This is a genomic window from Psychrobacter sp. AH5, assembly GCF_040371085.1.
Classification (GTDB): domain Bacteria; phylum Pseudomonadota; class Gammaproteobacteria; order Pseudomonadales; family Moraxellaceae; genus Psychrobacter.
Map to the genome: position 1 here is coordinate 2,283,591 of NZ_JAMBMT010000001.1, position 18,078 is coordinate 2,301,668.

At 42.6% G+C, this 18,078-nt stretch carries 12 protein-coding genes; 8 read left to right on the forward strand and 4 right to left on the reverse strand.

Going from position 1 to position 18,078, the window contains the following annotated elements; translation table 11 throughout:
• Positions 1–324: 324 nt before the first annotated feature.
• The 4 genes from M0N77_RS09675 (at position 325) to M0N77_RS09690 (ending at position 4,992) form a co-directional block, all read left to right on the forward strand.
• Positions 325–2,544 carry an NADP-dependent isocitrate dehydrogenase gene (locus M0N77_RS09675; RefSeq protein WP_353104982.1) on the forward strand — a complete coding sequence of 740 codons (2,220 nt, stop codon included), beginning with the start codon at positions 325–327 and terminating at the stop codon, positions 2,542–2,544.
• A 154-nt stretch (positions 2,545–2,698) separates the two neighbouring features.
• Positions 2,699–3,226, forward strand: coding sequence for a potassium channel family protein (locus M0N77_RS09680; protein WP_353104983.1), 528 nt, complete (start codon positions 2,699–2,701; stop codon positions 3,224–3,226).
• A gap of 99 nt (positions 3,227–3,325) precedes the next feature.
• Positions 3,326–3,949: a pseudouridine synthase gene (locus M0N77_RS09685; protein ID WP_353104984.1), complete on the forward strand. Its 624-nt coding sequence runs from the start codon at positions 3,326–3,328 to the stop codon at positions 3,947–3,949.
• Positions 3,950–4,131: 182 nt separating this feature from the next.
• Positions 4,132–4,992 carry a DUF305 domain-containing protein gene (locus M0N77_RS09690; protein ID WP_353104985.1) on the forward strand — a complete coding sequence of 287 codons (861 nt, stop codon included), beginning with the start codon at positions 4,132–4,134 and terminating at the stop codon, positions 4,990–4,992.
• Positions 4,993–5,115: 123 nt separating this feature from the next.
• Here M0N77_RS09690 and M0N77_RS09695 read toward each other — a convergent pair whose 3' ends face one another.
• Positions 5,116–7,104, reverse strand: a complete 1,989-nt coding sequence (locus M0N77_RS09695; RefSeq protein WP_353104986.1) for a PDZ domain-containing protein — start codon at positions 7,102–7,104, stop codon at positions 5,116–5,118.
• Positions 7,105–7,453: 349 nt separating this feature from the next.
• Between M0N77_RS09695 and M0N77_RS09700 the strand changes: the two genes are divergently transcribed.
• Positions 7,454–7,939: a peptidylprolyl isomerase gene (locus M0N77_RS09700; RefSeq protein ID WP_353104987.1), complete on the forward strand. Its 486-nt coding sequence runs from the start codon at positions 7,454–7,456 to the stop codon at positions 7,937–7,939.
• Between the two features lie 409 nt (positions 7,940–8,348).
• Here M0N77_RS09700 and M0N77_RS09705 read toward each other — a convergent pair whose 3' ends face one another.
• Entirely contained in the window at positions 8,349–10,565 is a 2,217-nt protein-coding gene (locus M0N77_RS09705) for a carboxy terminal-processing peptidase (RefSeq protein WP_353104988.1), read from the reverse strand.
• 526 nt (positions 10,566–11,091) lie between these two features.
• Here M0N77_RS09705 and nagZ point away from each other — a divergent pair.
• Entirely contained in the window at positions 11,092–12,225 is a 1,134-nt protein-coding gene (gene nagZ / locus M0N77_RS09710) for a beta-N-acetylhexosaminidase (RefSeq protein ID WP_353104989.1), read from the forward strand.
• A gap of 146 nt (positions 12,226–12,371) precedes the next feature.
• Here nagZ and M0N77_RS09715 read toward each other — a convergent pair whose 3' ends face one another.
• Positions 12,372–14,015, reverse strand: coding sequence for an OmpA family protein (locus M0N77_RS09715; protein WP_353104990.1), 1,644 nt, complete (start codon positions 14,013–14,015; stop codon positions 12,372–12,374).
• 394 nt (positions 14,016–14,409) lie between these two features.
• A complete protein-coding gene (locus M0N77_RS09720) occupies positions 14,410–16,035 on the reverse strand; it encodes a hypothetical protein (protein WP_353104991.1) in 1,626 nt (541 codons plus the stop codon).
• Positions 16,036–16,331: 296 nt separating this feature from the next.
• Between M0N77_RS09720 and M0N77_RS09725 the strand changes: the two genes are divergently transcribed.
• Both M0N77_RS09725 and M0N77_RS09730 read left to right on the forward strand, forming a co-directional pair.
• Positions 16,332–16,940: a rhomboid family intramembrane serine protease gene (locus tag M0N77_RS09725; protein ID WP_353104992.1), complete on the forward strand. Its 609-nt coding sequence runs from the start codon at positions 16,332–16,334 to the stop codon at positions 16,938–16,940.
• Between the two features lie 80 nt (positions 16,941–17,020).
• Positions 17,021–17,971 carry a metallophosphoesterase gene (locus M0N77_RS09730; protein ID WP_353104993.1) on the forward strand — a complete coding sequence of 317 codons (951 nt, stop codon included), beginning with the start codon at positions 17,021–17,023 and terminating at the stop codon, positions 17,969–17,971.
• Positions 17,972–18,078: the final 107 nt, after the last annotated feature.

An 18,078-nucleotide genomic window follows, 5' to 3' on the forward strand; every position in this document is an offset into this window, starting at 1 on the left:
CGACAGCTACGACTGCTTACGACTACAAATTGTTGCTGCAAGCTTTTAATTTAATGTTGTTATAGCAAAAAAAGCTTGAGTCGCTGTTGTTCTACGCGGGCTAATGTTAAAATTGTTTACAAGCTATATTACAAGTAGTGCCTGAATCACTCTTTTAACTAGCGAAACGACTTTATCAGAGTGAATAAGTTTGAATGACAACTTCACTACCACACAGCTTTGATTACCTAACAGCTATCAGCAATAGCTATTTGTAGCAGTCATGACCTATTATTAATGGCTGCGAAAAGTATTAATAACAACCAAAAGGAATAATTTAATAACATGTCTAAAATTATTTATACCAAAACCGATGAAGCCCCAGCGCTGGCCACTCTATCCTTTCTACCCATTGTCAAAGCCTTTACCCAAACGGCTGGCATTGAAGTTGAGAGTAGTGATATCTCTGTCGCTGCCCGTGTGCTGGCTGAATTTCCAGATTACTTAACTGAGGAGCAGCGTGTTCCTGATAATCTAGCAAAGCTTGGCGAATTAACCCAAGATCCAAACGCTAACATTATTAAGCTGCCAAATATCAGTGCCTCTGTTGGTCAGCTAAAAGCGGCTATCAAAGAGCTACAAGCCAAGGGCTACGCTATACCTGACTTCCCAGATGAGCCAGAAACCGATGAAGAAAAAGAGATTCGCCGTCGTTATGGCAAGAGCTTAGGAAGTTCAGTCAACCCGGTACTACGTGAAGGTAACTCGGATCGCCGCGCGCCAAAAGCGGTCAAAAACTATGCGCGCAAACATCCGCACTCTATGGGCGAGTGGAAGCAGTGGTCACAGACCCATGTCTCCCATATGCATGAAGGCGATTTTTATGCTGGTGAGCAATCAATGACTTTGGATAAAGCGCGCAGCGTACGTATGGAGCGTATCACTGATGATGGTACGGTTCATGTCTTCAAAGAAGGCATCGCTTTACAAGATAAAGAGATCATTGATTTGATGTTTATGAGTAAAGAGGCGCTACTTGAGTTTTATGAGCGTGAAATGGAAGATTGCCGCGAAGCCGGTATCTTGTTCTCCTTACACGTAAAAGCAACGATGATGAAGGTCTCACACCCTATCGTCTTTGGTCACGCGGTCAGAACTTACTATAAAGACGCTTTTCAAAAGCACGGCGCATTATTTGATGAATTAGGTATCAATGTCAATAACGGCATGGCGTCACTATATGACAAAATCAAAGAGCTACCAACCTCTCTGCAAGAAGAGATTGAGCGTGATTTGCATGCTTGCCAAGTGCATCGTCCGCGTCTAGCGATGGTTGACTCTAATAAAGGCATTACCAACTTTCATTCACCAAGTGATGTGATTGTCGATGCCTCTATGCCAGCAATGATCCGCTCAGGCGGTAAAATGTGGGGCGCGGATGGCAAGATGTATGACTGTAAAGCAGTGATGCCTGAGTCTACTTTCGCGCGTATTTATCAAGAGATGATCAATTTTTGTAAATGGCATGGCAACTTTGATCCAACAACGATGGGTACAGTACCAAACGTTGGCTTGATGGCACAAAAAGCCGAAGAGTACGGCTCGCACGACAAAACCTTTGAGGCCGCCGATTCAGGGACTGCTCGTATTGTTGACGAAGACACGGGTGAAGTGTTGATGGAGCAATATGTTGAAAAAGGCGATATCTGGCGTATGTGTCAGGTCAAAGATGAACCGATCCAAGATTGGGTGAAGCTTGCGGTACGCCGCGCTCGTGAATCAGATACTCCAGTGGTCTTTTGGTTAGACCCGTATCGTCCGCACGAAAACGAGCTGATCAAAAAAGTGAAGATGTATCTAAAAGATCATGATACTGATGGTTTACATATCGAGATTATGTCGCAAGTCCGTGCTATGCGTTATACCTTAGAGCGCGTCGCTCGTGGTCTTGACACCATCTCAGCGACCGGTAATATTCTACGCGATTATCTAACGGACTTGTTCCCAATCTTAGAGCTTGGCACCAGTGCCAAGATGCTATCTGTCGTGCCACTGATGAAAGGTGGCGGCTTGTTTGAAACGGGCGCTGGCGGTTCTGCACCTAAGCACGTACAGCAGCTAGTCGAAGAGAACCATCTACGCTGGGATTCATTAGGCGAGTTCTTGGCCTTGACCGAATCTTTAGAGCATCTAGCAAAGAGCGATGACAATGCCAAAGCGCAAGTATTGGCAGACTCGTTAGATAAAGCGACTGAAAAGCTGCTATTAAACGACAAGTCGCCATCGCGTAAAACGGGCGAGCTTGATAACCGTGGTAGCCATTTTTATCTAGCGATGTACTGGGCCGAGGAGCTTGCCAATCAGGACAAAGACGTGGAGCTCAAAGCGAAATTTGCTCCACTAGCCGAGACTCTGGCTAACAATGAGCAAGCTATCGTCCAAGAGATGAATGACGCTCAAGGCAAAGGGGTCGATATCAAAGGTTACTATCTAGCGGATGAAAAACTAGCTGAAGAGGCCATGCGTCCTAGCAAATTGTTTAACGAAGCGATTGCTTCATTATAATAAAATGCTCCTAGCTTTTTGAGCTTTAGTAAGTTATTAATAAATCCCTTAATGGTCTATGACGATTAAGGGATTTTTCATTGGCACGGCTTTTTTATTAGTAAGGGTATTTTATTGGCATGGATTTTTATTGACTTAGCATAAGAGGCTTATTGTGCAAAAAAGATTATTTACGGCTAGACGGATTCTTCTTATTTTTATTGTCATTGCGGTTTTATGGTATTCGCTCGCTAGTTTTTTACCAGACAATGACTGGCGCTCTAGATTTATTATCGGTTTTAGCTTTTTATTTTGCGGCGTATTTATGTGGTCACTGTTTAGCACCTTGCAGCGCATCTATGGAGATTATGGTAATTTGTGGAAAGAGCTGGGTTTGACAACGCTCAATGTGACTTTATTTTTACTCACCTTTTCAGCCATTTATCATAAGATTGGTATTGTCGATACGACAGGCGGCGGTGATGCCATTACCTATGATTTTTGGACTTGCTGTTATTATTCTATTATCACTTTTACCTCTACAGGCTATGGAGATTTTCGGCCTCAAGGTATTGGACGAGTGCTAGCAAGCTTGCTGGCATTGATTGGTTATCTAGTCTTAGGTTTGATGGCTTCAACTAGCTTGTCAGTGGTGCAGTGGACTGCTAAAGGTAGCGGGAATCACCGTGGAGATCCTAGCTAAATGAGCCAAAAAAATATTCTATTATAGGTTTTAGCTTTAATCATTTTTGGCGTTTTCTACCAAAATCCTCGGTATCTTATTATTTAGGAAAATCTTATTATGGTCACCTCAAGCCTTATATTATTTAACAAACCTTATGGCGTACAAAGCCAGTTTCGTGACGATAGTAATAACGATCACACCACGCTATCAGAGTATTTCACAGATAAATCCTTACGCGTTGCGGGTCGATTAGACGCCACCTCAGAGGGCTTGTTGATTTTAACCAGTGATGGCCGCGTCAATAAAGCCATTACCCAGCCGCCAAACCTCAAGACCTTTGCTAATAATAAGCACAAGCAAGGCAAGATTTATCTGGTACAAGTTGAGGGAGAAGCAACTCAAGCTCAGATGGATGAGCTATCAAAAGGCGTAATATTAAAGGATGGCTTAACCTTACCTGCCGCAGCGGTAATGGTGACACAAGAGGAGCTGCCTATCACGCTTTGGCAGCGGGATCCGCCCATCCGCGAGCGCAAAAACGTACCAACCTCATGGCTGATGCTTACTATTTATGAGGGCAAAAACCGCCAAGTTAGGCGTATGACCGCCCATGTTGGTCTACCCTGCCTGCGTCTAATTCGCTGGTCGGTAGCCGGTTTTGATTTAGGGTCATTAGCTGTCGGTGAGTTTGTACGCATTCATCTAAATGCTGAGCGCTGTCAGCAGCTAGGTATCAGCTAGATATTATCGACTAGCTGCTAAGCTTGCTGTTAGCCTTTATGGCTGTCCGCTAAAGCCTTGTTATATTTAATAATCTCCATCTCGAACTCTATAGCTTTATCTGCTAGTATCTAACTACTATTTTATTCATGCTGTTGTTTGCCGCCACGTTACAATTACGCCTGCTTATGTTAAGGACCATTATGACCTGCTCATCACGATTTACCGCGCTCACCATCAGTATTATGACTGTTTTTGCGCTAAGTGCCTGTCAGCCCAAGGTAGATAACAAGTCGGATGATAACGAAACTGTGACGGAGGCAACCGCTACTCAGAGCGTAGCACAGACGCCAGTTAGTGAGGCTAATATTGATGAGGAAGCCATTACAGATAACGCCAATAACACTAGTGTCGATATGGTCAGACTGACAGAGGACTATACCAAAGCCATGAGCAGAATGAATGATGAGATCATGATAGGGATGAGCTACAACGATCCCGATACCGCTTTTGCCAAAAGCATGCTCGGTCTTTATCGCGGCGCTATAAGCATGGCAGAGCTACAGCTCAAATATGGCACCGATCAACAAATGCGCCAGTTAGCTCAGCGAATTATTGACTCTCAATCTGAGAAGATTGGCGTTATGAATAAGTGGCTTGCCAGTCATCCTGATATTGCCAACCCTAAGCCTAATACTGAGGCTATGCAGCAAGGCTACGCAGATATTGTGGGTTCTATGAATTATAGAATGAGACTAGGTATCAATGCAGCTACTGCCGATCTAGCTTTTGCACGTGCTATGTTGCCTCATCAGCTAGCTACAGTGGCCATAGCTAAAGAGCAGCTTAGATACGGTACTGATGTCGAGATGCGCAGAGCAGCAGTACAGCTAACCAAAGAGCAGCCATCAATTATTGCGCCCCTACAAGCTTGGTTAGAGAAAAATGATAAGGCACCTGTTAACATTGATTTTGAGCAAGAAAACGCTGAAGAAGATAGCCTTGCAGAAGAAAATTTGGAATTAGCAGAGGACATTGAAAGTGAAACTAAAGCAACAAATTAACTTCTTAAGCTAATAGATATAAGAATATAGATACTCTAAGAGCTAAGCTTTATCAAAATCAATTTATAAAAATAAGACTTTTACTTTTTTATAAAAGTAAAAGTCTTATTGGTTATTGAAGCTTTATACTGTCATAAACTCAAGCCATTGTTGCCATGCCTCAGACTTTGCTGGCTCGCAAGCTTGCTGGTCCGCCTCTTTTATATTAACTAGAGTTAAGCTTATTTTGTGCGGAAATAGCTTTGGTTGCTCAGCGCTTGTTAATTGATTAGCGTCGTCTGTTTTTGGTAAGACGTTAATAGTCATCAGCTCATCACGGCGGAATAAATGACAGCTCACCGCTTGCTCTAGCGGACTAAAAGCGGCTAATTGCTTGCTAGTCGCTTTGATACCATCAATAGCAACGATAATGTCATTGGCTGAGATACCCGACTCTGCCGCTAAGCTGCCACGCTGGACTCGATTGACCTTGAGACCAGTTGCCGTCTCACTATAGCGCATGCCCCAAGGTATATTTTTATCAGCTGTTTCTATCTCATTCTCATGCCAGCGAATTCCATTAGCATCGAGCAGCTCTTTGATAGGTAGCTCCTCTACTCCATTGACATAGCGGCTCTCAAAATCATCCCACTGATCTTTTGGCATAAACTCACTAATTAGCGCACCCATATCAGCGCTACTGATACCGATACGCTTATTATTGTTTTGCTTAGCCTTAATATAAAAAGCTTTTATCACATCAAATAGACGATAGCGACCCTCACTACTTGCCAATAAACTAAGATCTAAACATAGCGCCACTAAAGCGCCTTTATTGTAGTAGCTAACACCAGCATTGCCAGTGTTTTCATCGCTACGATAGAGCTTGATCCAAGCATCAAAGCTGGACTCAGCAACGCTTTGATAAGCGCGGCCATCGGTTTGATAATAGCGATTAATCTGCTCAGCTAATAGCTTAAGATAACTTGGTTTATCGATAACACCTGAGGCTTGTAGCATAAAATCATCGATGTAAGAGGTAAAACCCTCAAACACCCAAAGCAGCGGCGTAAAGGCTTCGCGGCGCAGATCCACCTCTAGCATTACATCAGGACGCACGGTTTTGACCCACCAAGCATGAAAATACTCATGACTGCACAGACCCAAAAATCGCTGATAATCGCTGCTAGGTAATACAGGCTCATTATAGCTTGGCAAATCACTACGAGGGGTAATGAGACTGGTAGAATTGATATGCTCAAGGCCGCCATAATCTTGAGTGCTAGCATAAGTCATAAAGGTATAATCGCTAAAGGGCGCATCGCCTAACCAGTCTAGATAAGTCTGACAAATCTGCGTCAAATCTTGCTGCAAGCGTCCCATATTGGCATTATGTCGACCTGAAAGATAAAAGCTGTGCGGCAAGGTTTGGTGCTTATTATCTTGAATAATAAAATCAAAGCACTGCTGCTCGGCAATCTCAAACGGATGATCAATCAGCTCATAATAGTTATCGGCTTGCAAACCATAACCATGATGATTGTCTAGTAGTAAATGGCTAGCTTTGAGGCCGCAAGCTAGTTTAACCTCATCCTCACTTTTATCTGCCAAAAAAGCCGCGGGCACCAATAAACTCACTTGCACAGGCGATTTTTCTTGCCCTGAAACCGCAAGCATAAGCGAGGTAAAATTACCATAAAGGCGCTGCTGATCAATATAAGCGCTGCGCACCGACAAATCATAGCAATAAACCTCATAGGTCACTTTGAGCCTTTGCCCTGCTCTCGTTTCTGGCAACTGCCAGCTGTGCTTATCTATTTTTTGTGCGCGATAACCGCTAGTATGAGCATGGGCATGGGCATGAGCATTAGTATCGTTGTCGTCTATTGGTTGATAGTGCACCGCAGTGATATTACGCGCAAATTCTCGCATCAAATAACTACCAGGAATCCACGCTGGCAACCATAATTCAGCGTTGTCTTTATGAGCGGTAAAAGTCATTGTCACATCGACTAAATGCTCGTTAAAACGCTCAAAGTCTAAGCAATAGCTGATAGCCGTGGTTTTATCAGTCTGAGGCGCTTTATTATTGTTGCTGATAGCAGGGGCGTGATTAGAAAAAGTTGTTGTCATAATTTAAGCTTAAAATGATTATAGTATTTATAACTATGGTAGAAGTCCTCAGCCAAAAACGCAACGGCTAAACCGTTAATGGTAAGGCTGATCACCCTTACAATAATGCTGTAAAAATTTTAGCCTTGCCGTTTTAATATTAAAAAGTAAAATTAATAGACGATAAATCTGTTTTTTTATCGTTTTTACCTTGAAAGTTAACTAAATCATCTCAATTAAAGAGGCTAACTGCTACAGTTACTCTAATAAACTGACGATAATTGATTATTGATACGGCTCTTTAGCTGATCGACCTTTTTAGGTTTATTACCATTTGTTTTTTATAACTATATTCAATTTAGGATAATTTATGACTACTATCGCAAAAGATACCGCTGTCAAATTCAACTATACGCTAAAAGATGACGAAGGCAACATTCTTGATCAGTCTCCAGAAGGTCAACCGCTAGCTTATTTACATGGCCACAGCAACATCATTCCAGGTCTTGAACAGCAGCTAGAAGGCAAATCTGCTGGCGAAACTGTCAATGCAGTAGTTGAGCCTGCTGATGGCTACGGTGAATACCAAGAGCAAGCGGTACAAAAAGTACCTCGCGATAACTTTCAAGGAGTTGATGACATTCAGCCTGGTATGCAGTTTCAGTCAGAAGCTGGTGGTCAAGTCATGCTAGTAACGGTCACGGACGTTAATGATCAAGAAGTTACTGTTGATGCAAATCATCCTCTAGCAGGCAAGCGTTTGACTTTTGATGTAGAGATTCAAGAAGTACGCGCCGCTACTGAAGACGAGTTAAACCATGGTCATGTCCATGGCGCAGGCGGTGTTGAGCACTAATCTGCTCTGATATTTTTGTAGCTTAGTTTATAAGCTTATAAGCCAACAGAGTCAGTAGTTATTACGCTACTGGCTCTTTTTTTATAGGGTTTTACTACTCCTTTAGACGTAAAAAAACCGCATAGTGACGAGCACTATACGGTCTTTATTACTTAACATCCTTGTTAATATAACGCCATACCTAATCCCGAGGTACGTTGCTATTTAGGCTTATAGCCCTCTCTTCCTTGAGCAGCAATCCATCCCTGACGCAATCTACAAACCATCTATCTTAGAACACCAATCCCTAGTGTAAATAAACAGTATCAATAAACTGTGCAGTGAGACTATAATCGCAGATTGCTCATCACTAAGTAAGAGGCCTAAGCGTCAATACGTGTAAGCATATGCTTACACGCTATAATTATGCTCAAAGTTTCTCCTCAGGAGTTGCGATGACTTCTGGCTGCGCATCTAGCATCAGCTGCGCCGCTTCATAGATGTAGACCTCATCTTCTGGCAACTCTGGGCGCTCGCTTTGCTTCATCTGACTACGCTCTTCAAACTTAGCATCCATTGCCGCCTGATAAGTATTCCAATTGGCATAAGGGCTAGAGCCTGTCGCTATTTGTCTTTTATTTTCAGCTTCAAGCGAGCGCTGCTCTATTAGCTTCATTTTTGCACGGCGCTTATTGATATCTAAATCAATAGGTTTTTTCTCATCGTCCATATTACGAATATCATTTAAGGTCGATAAATAAACAAAATGCGGATTTTGTTGTTGACGTATTTTTGATTGCTGATTCAAGGTCTTTAGCGTATCAGAGCTAAATTTACCTTCAGGCTTATAAGCCGCTGTTTTGATAGTATCCCATGGCAGCGCGTTTTTTTGGGCACGTTCGCCGAAGGTGGCATCGTCATAGATATTAACTAGCTCTACATCTGGTATGACGCCTTTATTCTGCGTACTACCGCCAGTGATACGATAAAACTTACGCTGAGTCAAAGTCGCTGAGCCCAAAGCTAGACTATCTAGCTGTATTTGCGCTGAGCCCTTACCAGTAGTAGTGTTACCAACGACCAACCCGCGACCGTAGTCCTGAATAGCCGCGGCAAAGATCTCACTAGCCGAGGCGGAGGCTAGATTGGTAAGGACGACTAGCTTGCCATCATAGAGCTGCTTACCGCCATCATCATCACGGTAGACTTGGATATTGCCGCGATTATCGCGGATTTGTACTAATGGCCCACTCTTGATAAATAAACCCAGCATCTTAGCCACTTCATCTAGCGAGCCACCCGGATCATTACGTAAGTCAATCACCAAGCCATCGATGTTTTGTTTATTGAGCTCTTTGACCGCGTTTTCGGTATCTATACTGACGCTACGATAATCCTCACCGTTACGACGAGCTCGGTAATTTAGATAAAAACTTGGTATCTCAAGCACTCCGATACGTTTGGTAGTGACCTGATTATTGTTATCAGTATAAGGCATCTCAATCACGCGCTGAGTAACGCCAGATTCTTCTTGTTGGATAATGTCGCGTACAACAGTAACCGTACGAGCGCTAGCATCAGGACTGTTTGGCTGACGCAGCTTTAGCGTAACAGAAGTACCGCGCTTACCACGGATAAGACTAACAATCTCGCGAGTCGACCAACCAATGACATCGGTCATAGTCTTGCCGTCTTTGGCGATGCCGATGATCAAATCATTAGGTTTGATTTGACCGGTCTTGGCTGCAGGACCGCCATCCACTAAGGTAACGATACGGGTATAATCTGGATTTTTACGATCTGGACGGATGGAGACACCAATGCCCTCTAGCTGTAGGCTTGACTGTATTTGTAACTCGTTAGCTTGTACTGGCGCATAATAATTACTGTGCGGATCGTAAGTGAGCATGGCGGTATTGAGCACTGTCTCCATAATCTCGTCATCTTTGAGACGATCCATCTGCCCTTGTTGTCTTGTTAGACGATTTAGTAAGATCTCGCTTGGCGTACGCTGATCATCACGGACCAAATCCTGACCGCGAGTAATATCTGGATCATCCAAAAAGACTTTTTCTTTGGCTTTTTCACTCTCTTGACCTAAAGTAATACTCATCAGCTGAAACTTAAGCTGACGCGCCCAGTAGTCGCGCTGAGCTTTTTTGGTCTTAAAGTGAGGAAGCTTTTCGCGATCAAGAATAATAGTCTCATTACCGGTCAAGTCAATTTTGGTTTTGAGCATTTTATTAGCCATCTCAAAATACTCACTTGAGCGGGTGCGGTAGCGCTCAAAGATCTCTACGCCCGCCGATAAGTCCCCACGCTTAAGCCTGCTACCAAAATCATCAGCATATTTTTTCTTAAACTCATCGACATCCGACTGCAAAAACAGCGTATGGTTGGGATCTAAGCTATCGATATACATATCCAAGATCTTACTACCCATCTCACTATTGAGCGGTTGATTTAAATAGTGGCTACGATCTAACAGGGCGGCTACTTGCCGGGTGGTAATCTTCTGTTCAGGGGTTTGGACAAAACTTTCGGTATCGGTATTGGCTACGGCTGTACCATAGCTTTGGGTCAATATAGCGCCGACGACACCAATTGAGGCAATGCTTAGTAACCATTGTGCGGGTTGTTTTTTCATCATATCTACCTAGTTGTCTTAAGATTTATCTTAAGTAAAAATATAAACAGCAGTCCATTACAGTATAGCTATGCTTAATAGCCGTTGTGGCAAAAAGGCGGTAGTCAATTATCTAGCGTCTAAAACTTAACTATCAAATCCATTCTTAAATATCAATGCTACTTCCATTCTCAAATATCAATGCCACTGATGCCAGCTAATTTATTATAAAATCAATCAATATTATCATGATTCATTATATTGCGCTGTCTCAATCTGTATAAGCAAACTTTCTATTATATTTATAATCATGCTGTTGCTAGTATTAGCTTTGCTTAAGCTAATCGCTAAACGAACGCTCAGCTTATAACTGTATCCATAACGAGCACAATAGCTAATCCAATGACTGTTATAATAAAGAGTATGATTATTTAACTCTCACAGTTGGCGTTAAAGTATACAATATAATTCTTAGACTCATAATCAGCCCAAAAATCAGATTTATAGCGGCTAATCTAATGAGCAGTAATGTTTTGGAGAACAGACCATGTACGGCGTATTGATGACTGATATCGGTAGCACTGCTTTGACAGCTGATGATGTCAGCTTAATTGAACAAGCTCAGGTCGGCGGTATTATTTTATTCGCTCGCAATGTCAAAGATGCTGCGCAGGTGCGTCGTCTCTGCGATGATATTCGTTACTACAATCCTGATATTTTGATCGGTGTTGACCAAGAAGGCGGACGAGTAGCGCGTCTACGCGAAGGCTTTACGCCGCTACCAGCTATGGGAAAGTTAGGAGCATTATTTGAGCAAAACCCTAGTGAAGCTTTGAGCTGTGCTTATGATTGTGGCTATTTAATGGCGGCTGAAGTGTTGGCAGTGGGTATCGATTTGAGCTTTGCCCCAGTGCTAGATACAGATGGCGTCAGCCAAGTGATTGGCGATCGTAGCTTTCATAAAGATCCACAAATTATCACCGCTTTAGCTACTCAACTCATGCGTGGAATGCGCGCGGCAGGCATGGCAACTACTGGCAAGCACTTCCCCGGTCATGGCGGGGTTGCCCCTGATTCGCATGTGGCTGAGGCGATTGACACGCGTAGCCTTGATGAGATTATCAGTCATGATATGCAGCCATTTGCCCAAACTTTGCCATGGCTTGATGCTTTGATGCCAGCGCACGTCATCTTCTCGCAAATCGATAATAAACCAGCAGGATTTTCTAAGATTTGGTTAAAAGATATCATTCGCGAGCAATTGAAGTTTGATGGAGTGATCTTCTCTGATGACTTATCGATGGCAGGCGCGCAGGCAGCAGGCGACGTGAGCGAGCGTGTGCGTGCTGCTATCAATGCTGGCTGTGATATTGCATTAGTCTGCAATGATAGAGTAGCGGCACACGAAGCGGCAGAGGCGGTACAAGATCTGCCCTATCCTGATCAGAAACGTCTAAAAAACATGCGCGGACAAATTCCAAAGTGGCTAGGCGATCTGTCGTCTACCTGCCAGCAGTTTGAGCATTGGTCGCAGGCTAGGCATAATGTCATGCAAACCTTTTTTAGTATGCAAACTGAAAAGCTGGATAGTAATATAGATGGTATCCATCCGCTAGATAGCGCCAATACTCTAGACGAAGAGGACTTAACAGATTTAAGAGATCCTACCGATTATAAATAATTGACTTAGTTTCTGATTTAGTCCTACGGCTGGTTTGCCTCTAGAAACTCGCATTACAAGTATAAAAAAAACTGCATTTCTAAAATGCAGTTTTTTAATTTGTCTTATATTGTAGGCATTAGCTTTATGCTTGCCAACTGTAAACTTTACTGAGCATTTGGATCTAGAGCAGTACCCTTACTTGGATCATCACCATCTGGTAATACATCATCATTGTTATTATCAAGTGGGTTTAGATCTGGATCTGGCATATTCATATCGGCATCTATATCATTATTCATGTCGATATCACCTTCATTACCGGCGGTTAAAGAGATACCATTATTATCCTCTGTTGCCATGCTTTCGTCATATACCGTAAATTCGATACGACGGTTACGGAAACGACCTTGTTCAGTAGCATTAGTTGCTACCGGATCCGTCTCACCCATACCTTTGGTTGAAAGCTTACTTGCATCAACGCCTTTAGACACTAAGTAGTCTTTTACCGCGTTAGCACGCTGCTGCGATAGATCCATATTATACGCATTAGAAGCTTGAGAATCAGTATGGCCAATAATCATTAATTCCATATTAGGAACTTCGGTGATAATTTTTGCGGCACGGTCAAGATAAGGTTTATTAACATCCGGAATGATTGCTTTATCAAGCTCAAAATTAATAACTTGTAAACTTAGCGCTCGTGCTACATCACGTGGATCTGGGTTTTCACCTAGGTTATTGATAGCAGTATCAGCCGCTACTAAACTATTATCAATCTCACCTTGCAAGTCAAGTGGACCTTCGGCGACAACGGTCATACCAGGAGCTGCTGCTTGCAGATCAGCCACTAACTGATCAAGTGCAGCTTGGTCTGGCGCATTAACTGTAATCTGATCGCCTTTAATTATCATACTAGCATCAGCTACGTTTTGGAAAATAGGCAAAATCGAGGATAATTGAGCGGCGGCTGGCATGTCATTTGCAAAATTGTCATCGACATCGGCACGGCATTTGTCAGCCTCAGCACCAAAAGCGTTCGATAAGGCACCCATCACTGTAGTTTGTAAAGCTTCATCACCTACATTCATACGGCATGCATATAAAGTGTTGGCTTCACCTGTCGCCAACATTAGCGAAGCAGGCTCAATAGTAGAAGCGACTACAGTTTGTTCCTCAGTAGCAACCTCTTCGGTGACCACTGGCGTCGCTACTGGCTCTGGATTGTCTTGGCAACCTCTAAGTAGCGCCCAAGCTAATGCACCCAATATAATTAAACCAATAATAGGCAACAAAGCTTTCATAAAGCTACCGCTTTTTTCTTCTTCACGCACCAGCGGCGCAGTACTGACGGTATCTGAAATACGTTCGCCAGCTGGTGCGCCGACAACCATGCCTGCAGGGACTACATCCGCTGCCCATGCTGGAATATGATGTTGATAACTTGAGAGATTGTCATTCAAAAACTGTGGTACAGGAGTCGTGCCTGCTAAGCTTTTGATCTCATGAAAAGCTAAAGGTGCTGCCATAGCTACTAGGCCACGTGCTGCTGTGGCATCAACGTTATGCTTAGCAGCAAGTTCGCGTGAGATTTGATCACGGTGACTACCATCAGTCCAAACTCGATCATAAAAGCCCTGATCATCACGGGCAATATTGTCGTTAGCAAAGCGGTTATAAGTGTCATTATCTGCTAAACGAGCCGCAAAAATAGCATAGAACTGCTCTAATAAGCTTTTTTTGGCAGGGTTGTTGTCATCCCCTAACACCGCTGGGGTCACGGTACGTGTTAAATGACTAATAATATCCATAATAGTTCTCCTCCAATTGTTATCATTTATTTATTTTTAAGCTCATATTAAGGTTAAATACACGGTTATACTTTTAGATAGAACCTTGTCTCAATAAAACCTTATATTTACCATAATATTGGTAGTTTCTGGTTTGACTCATAGCTGAGCAATAATGTATAGCTCAGTATTTTATAAAAGTATGACTGTCATTAAGCCAACTATTTAACTCAATTAAAATCATTATAAAAGGGATGTGTACAACCTCACAATAAAAGGGCTGTTGTGCAAATGATACATTAAGTAATGATTGAGAGGTAACGCGTAACTTTGACGCGTATATCGGTTGCTGTATTAACACGCTATTCACAAATCTAATTACTACGCAGGTCACTTTTATAAAGCATAAAAGATATTATTTAGCCGCAGCGTCGGGCTCTACTCTCGCTTCGTTACGCAGTTGTTCAGCAACTATAATACTATTGGCCAAATCATCTGCTTCAGCCGTAGACATATTACCTCCTGTTCTATCGTTGATAGGCGCTCTATTAGCTACGCCAAAACTGCTATTATTACTAGGTAAGCTATTATCAGCTCTATTATTGATAGCGTCATTGTTGGCGTCACTACTGCTACTAAAACTATTTTCATCAGCTTGATCGTTAACAGTATCCTTTGCCTGCTCGCTATTTTGCTGCTCAAACTCGTCAATAGGCGTTAGCGCTGACTGCTCTGTATTCGTATTATTTTGTGTAGCGGCTAAAGGCGCAGTAGTAGTGATAACGGCCGTAGGCGCCAAAGCTCTCATATCCATCAGCAAACGCTGTGATAGCGCATCATCAGGCGACTCGATAGTAATAACATTATTTTGCAGCTGTAATCGAGCAAAAGGTACAGAGCGTAATAAAGTAAATAAACTAGGCAGCAAACCCACGTTAAGGTTGTTTAGGTCATTGGCAACGCCAGCTTTTATGGCAAAGCTGCAAAGACTAGCTTGCTCACCAAAACTCATAGCCAAAGCCTGTTTAAGGCTCTCTTGCAAAACGCTATCACCAATGGTTGCACTGCAAGTATAGAGGCGACCGCTATCATCCACTGCTACTAGTAGCTCCACAGGCGTCAATACCGGAGCGATAGCTTCAGGCGCGGCAGCTATAGGAGCTGTCTCCGCCAGTACAGGCTCAGCGGTATCAATATAATTAGGCTTGACAACCAACAACCATAGCAAGGCCAAGGCAGCTATAGCGGCGACCAATAAAAAAAGTCTTAGCAGCAAATCGTTTCTTTTATTACGCTGGCGGGTATTACTGATTTGACTCAAACTATGAGCGCTATTATCGATGGGAATTTGCAGCGCTGAAAGGCTATCGTCTTCAGTCTCTATGACGCTTTGCTTTGATAGCATCGCTACGTTTATTGGGTTGTCACTACTAATTGCCGCAGTATTTTCATTTTCATTAGAAGTAACAGCTTCGTCAGTCATCGCCTTTTCAATACCGACTTTTTCAATACTGGTTTTATTCGTTGTTGCTGCTTTTATAGCTGCATCGTCAATAGCAGTAGCACTCTTATTACTGATATCCTCTGTCAGCACTGACTCTGCCCAAATAGGAAGATAGTGCCGAATCTGCGATTGCTGCTGCTGTAAATAAGCAGGCAAGAACTGCCCTTTTGCCAACTCCTTAAGCTTGTGATAAGCCAAAGTAGTAGCGCTAGCGATCAAAACAACAGTAGCCTCAGTGTCGATATGATAAGTGACAGCCAATTCATCTACAATGAGCTGGCGTTGGTTTTTATCCTGCCATAACTGCATAAACATGGGATGATCAGTAAAAGCTGACACTACTGTGGAAGGCTTAGCTGGTTGCGGCGAGAGAGGCTGAGCAGTACTCTGTAGTAACTGGCTATAGACGTTAGCCGAGGCTAGACGAGCAATAAGTAGCGCATAAAATTGCTCTAGTAAACTGATCTTGGCAATACTCTGCTCGTCTCCAAGTATAGGTAGGCTGACACTTTGCTCAAGCTGTTCGATAATAATCATAAAATAGTCTTTACTGAGATTGGTTTGAGGTAAAATTCTTTAGCCATAGTATCGCTTTAGTAATATTATCTTAGTAAAGAGTTTAATATCACTATACTTGTTAGCTATGCTTTATAATGTAAACTATAGCTGCTTTTTAAGCTTGTTTTTTTGGTAGCAATCGGCATATCAATAGCTAGTTATTAGAACATAATCTTTGCTGACTATTGGTAGTTTGCTTAGCCACTTTGGTATTTATTTATATAGTCCATTATTTAAAGTTTTTTATCCATCAGGCGTTGCCTAAGGATTATCCTTTGCTGAATCATACCACTCTTATCATTATTATTACGGTGATTGTCAGCTTATTAGCTTGGCAAAACAAGCTGCTTTTTAATAGGCTTATCTTTTATCCACCCGCGGTAAGTGACGGCCAGTGGGATCGCTTCGTAACCCACGGTTTTATTCATGCCGATAGTATGCATTTGCTATTTAATATGTTTACTTTGTACTTTTTTGGCCGCGCTATCGAAGGCTTATATAACCCCTTTTTAGGAGGTTACGGGTTTGTCGCTTTTTATGTATTAGCTATTATAGTGGCAATGATACCGAGCTATATCAAAAATAAAAATAGCGCCAGTTATTTGAGTTTGGGAGCATCAGGCGGCGTATCGGCAGTGTTATTTGCCTATATTTTATTAGCGCCTTGGGATATGATTTACCTATTTGCTATTGTGCCTATTCCAGCTATTTTATTTGCAGTAGCCTATGTTGCTTATAGTATTTATGCCAATAATCGCGGCGGCTCAAATATCAATCACATGGCACATATGTGGGGCAGCGCTTTTGGGGTGATAGCAACCATCGTTTTAGAGCCGCAAATATTACCGCACTTTATTAATGCTTTACTCTCGCCTAGCTTTTAGCTCATAGTATTATAAAGCGATTGGTTTTAATGACCGTTAATTTTAGAGTATATAAAAAAGGATAGCTTAAGCAACTTATTATGATTATAGATATTATCGGTGATATTCATGGTTATGCCGACAAGCTAGCAGGGCTATTGACGCAGTTAGGCTATGAGCATAATGGTCAATGTTATGAGCCACCTGCCAATCATCGCGCCTTATTTATTGGTGATTTGATTGATCGCGGCTCGCAGCAACTACGCACTCTAGAGATTGTCTTTGCTATGGTCGATGCTGGTGTCGCTGATGCGGTGATGGGCAATCACGAATATAATGCGCTAGCTTTTGCTACTCTTGATCCTTATAAAGAAGGGCAATACTTGCGTACCCATACTGAGCTGCATTTTCATCAGCATGAGGCGTTTTTAAAAGAAGCTCCTTTTGACTCCGATAGTCATCGCTATTGGCTTGAGCGTCTATATGAGATTCCGCTTTGGCTTGAGACCGACTATGCTTGTTTTGTGCACGCTTGCTGGGATGTCGATAGTATGGCCATACTAAAACCGCTTTTGACGCCTAATAATTGCCTAACCCCACAAGCTTTGATTGAAACCTCACAAGAGCCCTCTGTACTCTTTGACGCTCTAGAGCGAGTGCTAAAAGGGGTAGAAACGCCGTTACCTGATGGCTTAGTGATGGTCGATAAAGAAGGTACGGCGCGCTCGCGAGTAAGGGTGCGCTGGTGGCTTGATGAGCTGAATCAAAAGACCATTCATGAGATTGCTCGTGCGCCCAATTCTGGTTTGGCGCAAATCCCAGTAGATGCTTTGGCAGAAAACATAGACTTTGCGCTCAAGACTAATAAGCCTGTGTTTGTCGGACACTATTGGTTAACGGGTGAGCCGCAGCTATTGAGTCCACAAGTGGTTTGCATTGATTATTCAGCAGCGGTTGATAGTGGTTATCTGACTTGCTATCAGCTCGATACTGAAAAGCCTTTACCTTTAGATAAAGCTAATTTTGTACAGTATCATCATGACTACAGTTAAAAGCACTGTCATTTTGAATGAGCAGTTATTTTAAATGAGTGGTTATTTTGAATGAACGGTTATTTTGAATGAACGGTTATTTATATAAAAAGACAAATACAAACTTA